The 14978-nt window shown below is 70.1% G+C and carries 6 protein-coding genes, 1 tRNA gene and 1 rRNA gene; 1 reads left to right on the top strand and 7 read right to left on the bottom strand.

Annotated elements, in window-relative coordinates:
• Window positions 1-17: 17 nt before the first annotated feature.
• The 3 genes from ACFYY6_RS25260 to ACFYY6_RS25250 all read right to left on the bottom strand — a co-directional run bounded on the left by ACFYY6_RS25260 (window position 18) and on the right by ACFYY6_RS25250 (window position 9595).
• Window positions 18-2828: a DNA translocase FtsK gene (locus ACFYY6_RS25260; protein ID WP_389195284.1), complete on the bottom strand. Its 2811-nt coding sequence runs from the start codon at window positions 2826-2828 to the stop codon at window positions 18-20.
• Between the two features lie 389 nt (window positions 2829-3217).
• Entirely contained in the window at window positions 3218-3895 is a 678-nt protein-coding gene (locus tag ACFYY6_RS25255; RefSeq protein ID WP_351516211.1) for a response regulator, read from the bottom strand.
• A gap of 243 nt (window positions 3896-4138) precedes the next feature.
• Complete coding sequence (locus tag ACFYY6_RS25250) at window positions 4139-9595, bottom strand: HAMP domain-containing protein (RefSeq protein ID WP_389195281.1); 5457 nt, start codon at window positions 9593-9595, stop codon at window positions 4139-4141.
• A 477-nt stretch (window positions 9596-10072) separates the two neighbouring features.
• Here ACFYY6_RS25250 and ACFYY6_RS25245 point away from each other — a divergent pair, with 477 nt between their 5' ends.
• Window positions 10073-12700, top strand: a complete 2628-nt coding sequence (locus tag ACFYY6_RS25245) for a SpoIIE family protein phosphatase (RefSeq protein WP_351516208.1) — start codon at window positions 10073-10075, stop codon at window positions 12698-12700.
• A gap of 84 nt (window positions 12701-12784) precedes the next feature.
• Here the strand turns inward: ACFYY6_RS25245 and ACFYY6_RS25240 are convergent, their stop codons facing one another.
• The 4 genes from ACFYY6_RS25240 to rrf form a co-directional block, all read right to left on the bottom strand.
• The gene (locus ACFYY6_RS25240) at window positions 12785-13930 is read right to left on the bottom strand and encodes a DUF6596 domain-containing protein (RefSeq protein WP_351516207.1); all 1146 of its coding nucleotides are present in this window, start codon (window positions 13928-13930) and stop codon (window positions 12785-12787) included.
• Between the two features lie 7 nt (window positions 13931-13937).
• Window positions 13938-14345 carry a YciI family protein gene (locus ACFYY6_RS25235; protein WP_351516206.1) on the bottom strand — a complete coding sequence of 136 codons (408 nt, stop codon included), beginning with the start codon at window positions 14343-14345 and terminating at the stop codon, window positions 13938-13940.
• Between the two features lie 219 nt (window positions 14346-14564).
• A tRNA-Thr gene (locus ACFYY6_RS25230) sits at window positions 14565-14637 on the bottom strand.
• A gap of 265 nt (window positions 14638-14902) precedes the next feature.
• Window positions 14903-14978: ribosomal RNA gene (gene rrf / locus ACFYY6_RS25225) — 5S ribosomal RNA — on the bottom strand; the annotation flags it as partial.

Raw genomic sequence — 14978 nt, 5'->3', positions numbered from 1 at the left:
GGTTGCCCGTACTTCACCTACGAGGCGGGTTCCCCGCGGATCAGCGCCAACACCCCGTCCAGCTCGTCGGGTTTCACCAGGACGTCGCGGGCCTTGGAACCCTCGCTCGGGCCCACGATGTTCCGCGACTCCATCAGGTCCATGAGCCGGCCCGCCTTGGCGAAGCCGACCCTCAGCTTGCGCTGGAGCATCGAGGTGGACCCGAACTGGGTGGACACCACCAGCTCGGCGGCCTGGCAGAGCAGGTCCAGGTCGTCGCCGATGTCCTCGTCGATCTCCTTCTTCTTGCCGGTGCCGACCACCACGTCCTCGCGGAAGACCGGCGCCATCTGATCCTTGCAGTGCCGGACGACCGCAGCGACCTCGTCCTCGGTGACGAAGGCCCCCTGCATCCGGGTGGGCTTGTTGGCCCCCATCGGCAGGAACAGCCCGTCGCCCTTCCCGATGAGCTTCTCGGCGCCGGGCTGGTCGAGGATGACGCGGCTGTCGGCCAGCGACGACGTCGCGAAGGCGAGCCGCGAGGGCACGTTCGCCTTGATCAGACCCGTGACGACGTCGACCGAGGGCCGCTGGGTGGCGAGCACCAGATGGATCCCCGCGGCGCGGGCCAGTTGGGTGATGCGGACGATGGCGTCCTCCACGTCGCGGGGGGCGACCATCATCAGGTCGGCGAGCTCGTCGACGATCACCAGCAGGTACGGGTAGGGCGAGAGCTCGCGCTCGCTGCCCTCCGGAGGCTTGACCTTGCCGTCGCGCACGGCCTGGTTGAAGTCGTCGATGTGCCGGTAACCGAAGGCGGCGAGGTCGTCGTACCGGAGGTCCATCTCCCGCACGACCCATTGGAGGGCCTCGGCGGCCCGCTTGGGGTTGGTGATGATCGGCGTGATCAGGTGCGGGATACCCTCGTACGCGGTCAGCTCGACGCGCTTGGGGTCGACCAGCACCATGCGGACGTCCTCCGGGGTCGCCCGCACCATGACCGAGGTGATCAGACAGTTGATGCAGGACGACTTGCCGGACCCGGTGGCACCGGCCACCAGCACGTGCGGCATCTTCGCCAGGTTGGCCATCACATAGCCGCCCTCGACGTCCTTGCCGAGCGCGACCAGCATCGGGTGGTCGTCCTCGGCGGCGTCGGCGAGGCGCAGCACGTCGCCGAGGTTGACCATCTCGCGGTCGCTGTTGGGGATCTCGATGCCCACGGCCGACTTCCCCGGGATCGGGGAGATGATCCGGACGTCCGGGCTGGCGACGGCGTACGCGATGTTCTTGGCGAGGGCGGTGATCCGCTCGACCTTCACGGCGGGGCCGAGCTCCACCTCGTAGCGGGTGACCGTCGGGCCCCGGGTGAAGCCGGTGACCGCGGCGTCGACCTTGAACTCGGTGAAGACGTTCGTCAGGGCCGCGACGATCGCGTCGTTGGCGGCGCTGCGGGTCTTGCCGGGCCCGCCGCGTTCCAGCAGGTCGAGCGAGGGCAGCGCGTAGGTGATGTCGCCGGACAGCTGGAGCTGCTCGGCGCGGGCCGGCAGCGGTTCGGACTGCGACCGGTCGGGCGCGGGCTTCGTCAGGTCGGGCACGCTGCCCGACGACACCGGGGACTTCGCCTGCTTCCCTCCCCCGGCGGCGGGCTCGCTCTCCCGGGCGCCCGGGACCGGCGGCGCCGGGCGTTCACGGTCGACGGAGACGCCCTGGGTGAGGTCGGCGACGATCAGCGAGGGCGGCATGCCGTTGAGCACGGCCCCGTCGAGCGCGGCGGCGGCCGCCGCGGCGACGTCCACCGCGTCCATGGTGCGGTTCATCGCGGGCTGTGCGGAGGGCCTGCGGGAGCCGCGGCGCCGGGAGAGCGCCTCGGCCTCCGCCTGCTCGGGGTCGTACTCCCCGGAGGTCTCGGAACGGCGCGCGGAGGAACGTCGGGAGCGGGCGGGCAGGGCCTCGCGCCACTGCTCCTCGTAGCGCTCGTCGTCGTTCTCCTCGTCCTCCGCGGGATCGTACGGCGGATCCAGGACGCCCAGCTTGGTGCCGAGCAGACGCAGCCGTTGCGGAATGGCGTTGACCGGGGTGGCGGTGACGACGAGCAGCCCGAAGACGGTGAGGAGGAGCAGCAGCGGTACGGCGAGGACCTCGCCCATGGTGTAGATCAACGGCTTGGAGGCGGCCCAGCCGATCAGCCCGCCCGCGTCCTGCATCGCCGTCGTGCCGTCGCCCCGGCCGGGCGATCCGCACGCGATGTGGACCTGTCCCAGCACGCCGACGACCAGGACGGAGAGTCCGATGACGATACGGCCGTTGGCCTCGGGCCGCTCGGGGTAGCGGATCAGCCGCACGGCGATGGTGCCGAGCAGTATCGGCACGAGCAGATCGAGCCGCCCGAAGGCCCCGGTGACGAGCATCTCGACGAGGTCGCCGACGGGACCGCGCAGGTTGGACCAGGTGCCCGCGGCGACGACGAGCGCCAGGCCGAGCAGGAGCAGGGCGATGCCGTCCTTGCGATGCGCGGGATCGAGTCCCTTGGCGCCGCGTCCTATGCCGCGGAACATCGCGCCGACGGCGTGCGCGGCACCGAGCCAGACGGCGCGCGCCAGGCGGTACACGCCGCTGGTGGGCGACGGTGCCGGGCGCGGTGCGGCCGGCCTCCTCGCCGTCTTCTTGGCGGGTGCCTTCTTCGCAGGCGCCTTCTTCGAGGGCGCGCTCTTCTTCGCTGCGGGCTTCTTGGCGGGCGCGGCTTTCTTGGCCGGCGCGGCCTTCTTGACGGGCCCCGCGGTACGGCCGACGCGCTTCGCGGTGCCCGCCGTGCCCTGGGAACCCTTGCCGGACGTACGTGAGGCCATGATGCCGAGGTTACCGGTGCCGACGGCGGTGAACACGTGCGCCTGCCGCTTCACCCGACCGTGTCGCCGGGCGGAGGCCGGAAACTGACACGTCCTCACGCCACCGCGCGAGGGGACGCCTTTGGTGACGGGCCGTCGGGCAGGTGGAAGAGAGCGGCGGTTGGACGAACGTCCGGACCATCGCCCCTGTCCCGGCCGGGAATCGACCCGTGCCCGGCTTCCCCGGAGTCGAGGAGACGTGTGTCCGGACGCCGGCCCCGCATGTCCGCGCACCGCGTTCGCACGCCGCCGGGTCCCGGCGCGACGGCGTAACCGCTCCCGCCCGGGCGTGCGGAGGCGCTTGCCCTACGACGTGGGCATGCTCCCCACGCCCCGTCGGGGCCGGAACGCTACGAGGGAAGGGCGGCCGTTCCGCTGCCGGTACCCGGTTCCAGCGCGTCGAGCGCCCGGCGCAGACCGGTCAGTTTGCGTTCCAGATGGGCGGCGGTGGCCACGGCCGCGGCGTCCGCCGACTCGTCGTCGAGCTGCTTGGAGAGCGCTTCGGCCTGCTCCTCCACGGCGGCGAGCCGCGCCGAGAGCTCGGCCAGCAGTCCGGCGGGCTCCCCGTCCTGGCCGACGCCTCCCTCGGCGTCGCCCTCCAGCTGGAGCCGCAGCAGCGCCGCCTGCTCGCGCAGCTTGCAGTTCTTCGTGTACAGCTCGACGAAGACCGAGACCTTCGCCCGGAGCACCCATGGGTCGAACGGCTTCGAGATGTAGTCCACCGCGCCCGCCGCGTAACCTCTGAAGGTGTGATGCGGTCCGTGATTGATCGCGGTGAGGAAGATGATCGGGATGTCCCGGGTCCGTTCCCGCCGCTTGATGTGCGCCGCGGTTTCGAAACCGTCCATCCCAGGCATCTGGACGTCCAGCAGAATGACCGCGAAGTCGTCCGTGAGCAGCGCTTTGAGCGCTTCCTCCCCTGACGATGCCCGTACCAGTGTCTGATCGAGCGCAGAGAGGATGGCCTCCAGCGCCAGCAGATTCTCCGGCCGGTCATCGACCAGGAGGATCTTGGCCTTCTGCACCATGGCCCGTCCTCCTCGCCCCGGAATTGCACCGGGCGCCGCCCCAGGGGACGACTCCCTTACGCCGTCCGTCCTTGTGCCGGTCATGGTAGCCGCACCCTGCCCGTCACCACACCCTGTCACCGCGATGTCACTGTGCACGCAGCGAAAACGCGGCGGGCGGCGGGAAGGTTCCCGCCGTGCCCCCCTCCCCGCGCCACGAGCAGAGTCGATCTTGAAAACGCGGCAATTCACTCCGCTGGGTGATCACTCTCCGAGCATCCACTGTTCCATTACGGAAAGGAGATGATCAGGATCAACCGGCTTGGTGACATAGTCGGAAGCACCGGATTCGATCGCCTTTTCCCGGTCGCCCTTCATCGCCTTCGCGGTCAGCGCGACGATCGGCAGCCCGGCGAACTGCGGCATCCGGCGGATCGCCGCCGTCGTGGCATAGCCGTCCATCTCCGGCATCATGATGTCCATCAGCACGACCGTCACATCGTCGTGCTGCTCCAGGACTTCGATGCCGACACGGCCGTTCTCGGCGTACAGCACCGACAGACCGTGCTGCTCCAGCACGCTGGTGAGCGCGAAGACGTTGCGGATGTCGTCGTCGACGATCAGCACCTTCTCGCCGTGGAACCGGAACGTCCTGCGGACCTCCGCCTCCTCCTGGACGCCGGGAGCCCACGACTCCTGGCCGGTGGCCGCGGCCGAGGCGCGGGACGGCAGCGCGGGCCGCTGCCCCGCACCCCCCAGCGCCTTGCGAGGGTGCCGGACCGGTCCGGCGGCCCCCGGAGCGGCCTGGACAACGCCGGAACCGGCCGGATCGTGCTCGGCGGTCATCGGCTCGGCACCCGGTGCGCCCTCCGCGAGCGGCGCCTCCTCGGCCGCCGCTCCCTGCGCCTCGACATCCTCCGAACCGACCTGCGGGAAACCCTGCGGCGGCAACTCGCTCGGGTGCAGCGGCAGGTACAGCGTGAACGTCGAGCCGCGGCCCGGCTCGCTCGCCGCATGGATCTCGCCGCCCAGCAGCCGGGCGATCTCCCGGCTGATGGACAGCCCCAGCCCCGTGCCGCCGTACTTGCGGCTGGTCGTGCCGTCCGCCTGCTTGAACGCCTCGAAGATCACCAGCATCTTGCTCGCCGCGATCCCGATGCCGGTGTCGGTGACCGAGAAGGCGATCAGGTCGGCATCGGCGTCGCGCAGCGAACCGGCCTCCAGCAGCTGCTCGCGGATGGCGTGCGGCACGTCGTCGGCGGCGAGCCGGATGACCAGTTCGACCGCCCCGCTGTCGGTGAACTTCACCGCGTTGGAAAGGAGGTTGCGCAGGACCTGGAGCAGGCGTTGTTCGTCCGTGTGCAGCGTCGCGGGCAGTTCCGGGGAGACCCGTACGGAGAAATCGAGCCCCTTCTCCGCGGTGAGCGGCCGGAACGTCGCCTCCACGTAGTCGACCAGCTGGACCAGCGCGATCCGGGTCGGGCTGACGTCCATCTTGCCCGCCTCGACCTTCGTGAGATCGAGGATGTCGTTGATCAGCTGAAGCAGATCGGAACCGGCTCCGTGGATCGTCTCGGCGAACTCCACCTGCTTCGGCGAGAGATTGCCCTCCGCGTTGTCCGCGAGCAACTTGGCGAGAATGAGCAGCGAGTTGAGCGGAGTGCGCAGCTCGTGCGACATGTTCGCCAGGAACTCGGACTTGTAGCGCATGGAGACCGCGAGCTGTTCGGCGCGTTCCTCCAGGACCTGCCGGGCGTCCTCGATCTCGGTGTTCTTGACCTCGATGTCGCGGTTCTGCTGGGCCAACAGCTCGGCCTTTTCCTCCAGTTCGGTATTGGACGCCTCAAGGGCCTCCTGACGGTTCTCCAACTCCTTGGAACGGTCCCGCAATTGCTGGGCCAATTCCTGCGACTGCTCGAGGAGCTTCTCGGTCTTCGTGTTGACGCTGATGGTGTTGACGCTCGTCGCGATCATTTCGGCGAGCTGGTTCAGGAAGTCCCGCTGGATCTGTGTGAACGGCTGGAACGAGGCCAGCTCGATCACGCCGAGGACCTTGCCCTCGAAAAGCACCGGCAGCACGATCACATGCGCGGGAGGTGCCTCGCCGAGCCCGGAGGAAATCTTCAGATACCCCGGCGGAACGTTGTCCACCTGAATGGTCCGCTTCTCCTCCGCCGCCGTCCCGATCAGCGTCTCACCAGGACGGAACGAGGTCGGCATCGTCCCGGCCGAGTACCCGTAGCTGCCTCTCATGCGCAGCTCGTACGAACCGTCCTGGTCGCTGTCCACCCCCACCGTGTCGGTGTCCCCGGTCGGCATGGCCAGGAAGAACGCGCCGTGCTGCGCGGAGACCACCGGCGTCAGCTCGCTCATGATCAGCGAGGCCACGTCGTCCAGGTCGCGCCGGCCCTGCATCAGGCCGGAGATCCGCGCGAGGTTGCCCTTGAGCCAGTCCTGTTCCTTGTTGGTGGCCGTGGTGTCGCGCAGGTTGGCGATCATCGTGTTGATGTTGTCCTGCAGCGCCTGGATCTCACCGGCCGCGTCCACGTCGACCTTGAGGTTGAGATCGCCCCGGGTCACGGCGGTGGCGACCGCCGCGATGGCCCGGACCTGGCGGGTGAGGTTTCCGGCCATCTCGTTCACCGACTCGGTGAGATCGCGCCAGGTGCCGTCGACGTCCCGGACGCGCGCCTGACCGCCCAGCTGGCCCTCCGTGCCCACCTCGCGGGCCACTCGGGTCACCTGCTCGGCGAACGAGGACAGCTGGTCGACCATCGTGTTGATGGTGTCCTTGAGCTCCAGGATCTCGCCGCGGGCATCGATGTCGATCTTCTTCGTGAGGTCGCCCTTGGCGATGGCCGTGGTCACCGCGGCGATCTGGCGCACCTGGCCGGTCAGGTTGGACGCCATGGAGTTCACCGACTCGGTGAGGTCCTTCCACGTACCGGACACCCCCGGCACGCGCGCCTGGCCGCCCAGCTCGCCCTCCGTGCCCACCTCGCGGGCCACCCGCGTCACCTCGTCGGCGAACGAGGACAGCGTCGTCACCATCGTGTTGACGGTGTCGGCGAGTTCGGCGACCTCGCCGCGCGCCTCCACGGTGACCTTCTTCGTCAGGTCCCCGTTGGCGACCGCGGACGACACCCGGGAGATGTTCCGCACCTGGCTGGTCAGATTGTTGGCCATCAGGTTGACGTTGTCGCTGAGGTCCTTCCAGATGCCGGTGGCGCCGCGCACCCGCGCCTGCCCGCCGAGGATGCCCTCCGTGCCCACCTCCCGGGCCACCCTGGTCACCTCGTCGGCGAAGTTGAGCAGCTGGTCGACCATGGTGTTGACGGTCGTGACCAGTTCGAGGATCTCGCCCTTGGCGTCGACCGTGATCTTCTTGGAGAGATCGCCGTTGGCGACCGCGGTGGTGACCTCGGCGATGTTGCGAACCTGGAGGGTCAGGTTGTTCGCCATGCCGTTGACGGACTGGGTGAGGTCCTTCCACGTACCGGACACGCCCTGCACCTCGGCCTGACCGCCGAGCATGCCCTCCGTACCCACCTCTCGGGCCACCCGCGTCACCTGCTCGGCGAAGTTCGAGAGCTGGTCCACCATCGTGTTCAGGGTGTTCTTCAGCTCCAGGATCTCGCCGCGCGCGTCCACGTCGATCTTCTGCGACAGGTCGCCGCGCGCGACCGCCGTGGCAACCTGGGCGATGCTGCGGACCTGGTCGGTGAGATTGCCTGCCATGCCGTTCACCGAGTCGGTCAGATCGCGCCACACACCAGCCACCCCGGGCACCTGGGCCTGCCCGCCGAGCCGCCCGTCCGTGCCCACCTCGCGGGCCACCCTGGTCACCTGGTCGGCGAAGGCGGAGAGCTGGTCGACCATCGTGTTGATGGTGTTCTTCAGCTCCAGGATCTCGCCGCGCGCGTCCACGTCGATCTTCTGCGACAGGTCGCCCCGCGCCACCGCAGTCGTCACCTGGGCGATCTCACGGACCTGGGACGTCAGGTTCCCGGCCATGAAGTTGACGGAGTCCGTGAGCTCCTTCCAGGTGCCGGAGACGCCGTCGACCCGCGCCTGACCGCCCAGCCGGCCCTCCGTGCCCACGTCCCGCGCCATCCGCGTGACCTGGTCGGCGAAGGACGAGAGCTGCGCCACCATCGTGTTGACGGTGTTCTTCAGCTCCAGCATCTCTCCCGCGACGTCGACCGTGACCTTCTGCGACAGGTCCCCGTTCGCGACCGCGGTCGTCACCTGCGCGATGTCCCGCACCTGACCCGTCAGGTTCCGGAACGCGGTGTTCACCGAGTCGGTGAGGTCCTTCCACGTGCCCGCCGCGCCCGGCACCTCTGCCTGGCCGCCCAGCCGGCCCTCGACGCCGACCTCCCGCGCCACCCGCGTCACTTCCGAACCGAAGGACTGCAGCTGGTCGACCATCGTGTTGACGGTGTTCTTCAGCTCCAGCATCTCGCCGGCCACGTCGACCGTGACCTTCTGCGACAGGTCGCCGCTGGCCACCGCCGTGGTCACCTGCGCGATGTCCCGCACCTGCGTCGTCAGGTTGCGGAAGACCGTGTTCACCGAATCGGTGAGGTCCTTCCAGGTGCCGGCTGCCCCCGGCACCTGCGCCTGCCCGCCGAGCAGCCCCTCGCCGCCGATCTCGCTCGCCACCCGGGTCACTTCGTCCGCGAAGGTCCGCAGCGTCTCGGTCATCTGGTTGATGGTCTCGGCCAGTTGCGCGACCTCGCCGCGCGCGCTCACCCTCACCTTCTGCGACAGGTCGCCGTTGGCGACGGCCATGGTCACCTCGGCGATCCCCCGCACCTGGGAGGTCAGGTTCCCCGCCATCGTGTTGACGGAGTCGGTGAGGTCCTTCCACACACCGGCGACGCCGGGCACCTGCGCTTGCCCGCCCAGCTCGCCCTCCGTGCCCACCTCGCGGGCGACCCGCGTCACCTCGGAGGAGAACGACGACAGTTGGTCGACCATCGTGTTCACGGTGTTCTTCAGCTGGAGCATCTCACCGGCCACGTGGACGGTGACCTTCCGCGACAGATCCCCCTTGGCGACCGCCGTCGTGACCAGGGCGATGTCCCGCACCTGGGCGGTCAGCCGGTACGCCATGGTGTTCACGGAGTCCGTGAGGTCCTTCCACGACCCGGACATCCCGCGCACCTGGGCCTGCCCGCCCAGCTTGCCCTCGGTCCCCACCTCGACCGCGACCCTGGTGACCTGCTCGGTGAACGCCGAGAGCTGGTCGACCAGGTTGTTGACCGTACGGGCGACCTTCAGGAACTCGCCGCGCAGCGGCCGTACCGCCCCGTCGGCCGTGTACGACCGCAGCTCCATCCGCTGTTCGAGATCGCCGTCGGCCACCGCCGCCAGCACCCGCCCGACCTCCGAGACCGGGCGGGCCAGATCGTCGACCAGTTCGTTGGAGGCGTCGATGGCGGCGGCCCAGGACCCCTCGCAGGCGCCCGTCTCCAGCCGCTCGGTGAGCTTCCCCTCCCGCCCGACCACGCGCCGCACCCGGGCCAGCTCCCCGGTGAGATGGAGATTGCGGTCGGCGACCTCGTTGAACAGCGCCGCGATCTCCGCCATCACGCCGTCCCCGGAGACCGTCAGGCGTCGGCGGAAGTTCCCGTCGCGCATCGCCACCAGTCCGGCCAGCAGTCTGTTGAGTGCCGCCGCGTCGACCTCGATGGTGCCGTTGCGCTGTTTCTTCACGGACTGTCCGCCTTGTGTGCGCGTTCCTGATCCCCGCGCCGCCACGCCAGACTCCACCGTGTCCCTCCCGCAGGGGTTGACCGTTTCGCTCGGGTCCTGTCTGGGAGCTTGCCCAGATCCTCTTTGGCTCACCGCCACTGCCCACCGTCGACGGGTGACCATGCGGACGTCAAATCGTTGAAACGTACCAGGCCCGACCTGATCGGAGTGCGACCTCCACCGGTTGTCGCCACGGCCCTGCCGAGAAGTCCGGACTTGTCCACCTACTTGCCCGATCCTGGCCGTTCCTGCGCGAAGTCGGACCTCGTGTACCGGGCACCGAGACCGAGCGTCTAGCCTGGCTAGTGCTGTGGCCGGGAGGATTCGCCGGACGCCACGTACCGGTGGGCCTTCCCGGTCACAGCGCGACGACAGGTCCTAGGCGAATCGAAGCGGCGAGAAACGGGCACAGGACTCGGGGAAGCGACGAGACACCACATGGGGAGTGCTGTGATCACCGCGCGCGCGGCAGCCACCTTCGACCCGGTCGGGCGGTCGGTCGCTGCGGCCCGCGCCTTCGTCCGGGACACCCTCCAGGGCTGGGGGTACACGGACGTCGTCGACGACGCGGTCGTCCTCACCAGCGAACTCGTGACGAACGCCGTGGTCCACGCCGGCACCGCCGCGGACGTGCTCTGCCTGCGCACGGAGGACGGCGTCCGGATCGAGGTCTCCGACCACTATCCGGAACGGGAGGTCCCACTCAGGCACCCGGGCCCGGATCACATGGGCCCGGACCGTGAGAACGGCCGGGGACTGGTGCTCTGCGCGGCACTGGCCGACCGGTGGGGCGTCGAATACTCCCCCACCCACAAGCACGTCTGGTTCCAGCTGGACCTGCCCGAGCGCCCGGTGGGCATCCGCTGCGCCGGCCCGCAACTCCCGGTCGGCCTGCTCCCGGTCGCCGACGAACGGGTACGGGTGGCCGTCGTCCAGACCGACAGCGCCGGTTGCGTCACCGCCTGGAACGAGGACGCCACGTTCCTCTTCGGCTACACCCCCGACCAGGTCCTCGGCAAACAGCTCACCGACTTCACGGCGTGGCCGCAGACTCCGGGCACCAACACCGGCATCGCCGAGGCCCTGCGGCTGTCGCACTGGGAGGGCAGCTACGGCATCCGGGGCGCCGACGGCCGCACCATCCCCGTCTACGCCTCCCACCTGCGGGTCCGCGATCCGCACGGCGAACCGTCCACCGTCTGTCTGCTGGTGCGCGACTACGAACGCGCCGTCCTCCAGTCCCCGCCCCGCACCCCGGTCTCCGACGCGAACTCCGAGAACCGCAAGGCGGACCCGTTCGAGATCTTCATCGGCTCCCCGGCCCCCGACGACCTCGACGGCCTGCTCCAGCGCACGGTCGAGCGGGCACGCGACATGCTCGACGCCGATTCGGCGTTCCTGCTGCTCGCGACGGACGACGAGACGGAACTGGAGGTGCGGGCCACGACGGGCCTGCCCTCCGCCCGCCAGCGTTTCGCCCGCGTTCCGGTGGAGGCCGGAACGGGACGTTACGGCTCCGCCCGGATGCCCGCCGTCCACGAGGACCTGGACACGGTCCCCGGGGCCGTCCCGCTGCTCGCGAGCACGGGCATGCGCTCGGTCGTCACCGTGCCGCTCAAGGTCGAGGGGCGTCTGACGGGCTCGTTGGGCGTCGCCGCCGAGACTGCGGGCCGGTACACCAACGAGGAGGCGCTGCGTCTCCAGTTCGCCGCGGACCGCATCGCGCTGGCCGTCGAGTCGGCCCGGCTGGGCGAGCTGGAGCGCCTGCGCCGCGGTTCGCTGTCCTTCCTCGTCGAGGCGTCCGACCTGCTCGCGGGCACCCTGGACCGGGACCAGACCCTGGCGCTGATGGCACAGATGACGGTCCCCACCCTGGCCACCTGGTGCGCCGTCTACACGATCGCCGACCAGTCCTCGGACCCGTACCTCTCCTATGTGCTGCACGAGGACGAGGAACGCATCGACGGGCTCAAGGCCCTGCTCTCCAGGATCGCCCCGCCGGACCCCGTGCCGACCCCCGGCGCCCGCATCTGGCACGCCCCGTCCGAAGCGGCCCATCAGGCGGCCCTGCGCACCTCGATGCGCACGCTCGGCCTGTCCGAACCCGGCGGTCCGGGCCCCGGCATCGGTACGACGCTCGCCACCGCGGCGGCGGTGGGCGGCGAGACCGTGGTCCTGCCGCTCGTCGCCCGGAACCGCGTCATCGGGATGCTCACGCTCGGAAAGGCCGCGGACGACCACTTCCGCCAGGAGAGCCTGGAACTGGCCGAGGACCTGTCCCGGCGCGCCGCGCTCGCCCTGGACAACGCCCGCCTCTACTCGGAACGCATGGCGATCAGCCAGTCGCTCCAGCGGAGTCTGCTGCCGCCGGAACTGCCGGAGGTCCCCAATGTCGAGATCGAGGTCATCTACCGCGCGGCGGGCGAGGGCAACGAGGTCGGCGGCGACTTCTACGACGTGTTCCCCATCCGCGACGGCGCCTACGGCTTCGCCATCGGCGATGTCTGCGGTACGGGCCCGCAGGCCGCGGCCGTCACGGGCCTCGCCCGTCACGCCCTGCGCCTCCTCGCCCGCGAGGGCTTCGGCGGCCCGGCCGTCCTGGAGCGCCTCAACGCCGCGATCCTGGACGAGGGCGCCCGCAGCCGCTTCCTGACGCTCCTTTACGGCGAGCTGTGGCCCCAGGAGGACGGCAGCGCTCTCCTGAAGGTGGTCTGCGCGGGCCACCCTCTGCCGCTGCGCCTGCGCCAGGACGGCTCCGTCGAGGCCGCGGCCGAACCACAGCCGCTGCTGGGCGTCATGGAGGACCTCGACCTGTACGAGCAGACGGTGACGCTCGCTCCGGGCGATGTCCTGCTGTGCGTGACGGACGGCGTCACGGAACGCCGTGAGGGCACCCGCATGCTCGGCGACGACGGTCTGGCCGACGTTCTCGCCACGTGTACGGGCCTGACGGCCGGCGCGGTGGCGGCACGCATCCTGCGGGCCGTCGAGCGTTTCGCCGCCGAACCGGCCTCCGACGACATGGCCATCCTCGCCATGCGCGTCCCCGAACCACCCACGGCCTGAACGCACTCCACGGTCCGGGCACTTCAAGCGGGTGGGTTCGGCCGCGGGGCCGCGCCGGCGCCGCGAGAGTCCCTGCGCGCCCCGTCAGCGACGCCGACGGACGTTGAGCCGGGCGGCCTGACGCGTCAGGTGATCGCGCTCGGCGAGGTCGGCAGCCTCGCGGGCCGCCTCGGCGTACAGACGCGCCGCTGTGGCCAGGTCGCCGTCGCGCTCATGGAGGTACGCCGCCGCCGCGGAGTGGCGGGGCAGTGAATCGTCCAGCGCCGCGAGCGCCGCCAGGCCGGCGCGCGGTCCGTCGGCCTCACCGACGGCCACCGCGCGATTGAGCCGGACGACGGGACTGTCGGTCAGGCGCGCGAGCTCGTCGTACCACTCGACGATCTGCACCCAGTCGGTCTCCGCGGCGCTGGGCGCGTCGGCGTGGAGGGCCGCGATCGCGGCCTGGGCCTGATACTCGCCCAGCCGGTCACGGGCGAGGGCCGTCTGAAGGATCCCGATGCCCTCGGCGATCGTTCCGGTGTCCCACCGGCCTCGGTCCTGCTCGGCGAGCGGCACCAGGCTCCCGTCGGACGCGGTCCGGGCAGCGCGCCGGGCGTGGTGGAGCAGCATGAGGGCGAGCAGCCCCGCCACCTCGGGGTGGTCGACCTGGGCCGCGAGCTGCCGGGTCAGCCGGATGGCCTCGGCGGCGAGGTCGACGTCGCCGGAGTAGCCCTCGTTGAAGACCAGGTAGAGGACGCGCAGCACGGTGGCGACGTCACCGGGCTGATCGAACCGCACGGCGGAGACGGCGCGTTTGGCCCGGCTGATGCGCTGCGCCATGGTCGCCTCGGGCACCAGGTAGGCCCGGGCGATCTGACGGGTGGTCAGCCCGCCGACGGCGCGCAGGGTGAGCGCGACCGCGGACGACGGCGTCAGCGACGGGTGGGCGCACAGGAAATAGAGCTGGAGCGTGTCGTCCACCGCGGGCGCGGGCCCGGGCGTCGGCTCCTCGTCGACGACGTTCTCACGCCGACGGCGGGCGACGTCCGCCCGGGTCGCGTCGAGGAACCGGCGCCAGGCAACGGTGACCAGCCAGCCCTTCGGGTCCCGAGGTGGGTCGGCCGGCCAGACGCGGACCGCCTCGACCAGGGCGTCCTGTACGGCGTCCTCGGCCGCCGCGAAGTCGGCTCCGCGGCGGACGAGAATCCCGAGCACGCTCGGCGTGAGGCTCCGGAGCAGGCTCTCGTTCATCCGGAGGTCACTCCGTGATGGTGGGCGGCGCGGCCAGGAACGGCCGCACCTCCAGCCATTCGTGAATCGGCGTCCCGCCAGCTCCGGGAGCGGCCGACAGTTCCCCCGCCAGCTCGATGGCGCGCTCGTAGCTGTCGACGTCGATCACCATCCAGCCGGCGATGAGGTCCTTCGTCTCGGCGAACGGGCCGTCGGTGACCGGCGGGCGCCCCTCGCCGTCGTACCGGACGAACGTCCCCTCGGGGGCGAGCGCCTGGCCGTCGACGAACTCGCCGGTCGCTTCGAGCCGGGCCGCGAAGTCCTCCATGTACTGCACGTGGGCCGAGATCTCCTCCGGCGTCCACTGGTCCATGGGCACGTCGTTGATCGCAGCCGGGGCGCCTCGGTAGTGCTTGAGCAGCAGGTACTTGGCCATCGTGTCTCTCCTCGGTGCTGATGCGACCCATTGTGGCCGCGTTCATCAGGAAGACGGAGCCGGTCACGGGTTCTCGACGTCCCTGCCCAAACTTTTTTGGCCCGGGGACGAACCCGGGCATGCCGCGGCGAGCGGCACGTCGCCCCCGTCCCTCGGTGAGTGAACCCGGTATCGAACATGCAAAAGGCCCTCACCGAATGGTGAGGGCCTTTCTTCCTGAGCCCCAATGCGGAATCGAACCGCAGACCTTCTCCTTACCATGGAGACGCTCTACCGACTGAGCTATTGGGGCCTGCTGCGCTGTGGCAACGATGTAATCATACCCTGAACTCAGGGGTGCTCAGAACCACTGACGACAGAAGAATCTGACGGCTTCTCACCCCCTTCACCCTCCTGCCGGAGGATCCGTGTCCCCCTGCCTTCAGCCCGCGCCGACTCCTCCGGCTGCGGTGCCGTGGGGGCCCGAACGAGGAGGACCGAGCAGGCCGGTTGCTGAATCTGCCGTGAACGCGAGAAAGCCCCGCACCACAAGGGTGCAGGGCTTCCCCACAAAAACTGTTCGGCGGCGACCTACTCTCCCACAGGGTCCCCCCTGCAGTACCATCGGCGCTGAAAGGCTTAGCTTCCGGGTTC

This window comes from Streptomyces sp. NPDC001750 (assembly GCF_042892615.1).
In the GTDB taxonomy this organism is placed as follows: Bacteria; Actinomycetota; Actinomycetes; order Streptomycetales; family Streptomycetaceae; genus Streptomyces.
This window is presented reverse-complemented; position numbering and strand designations above follow the sequence as displayed.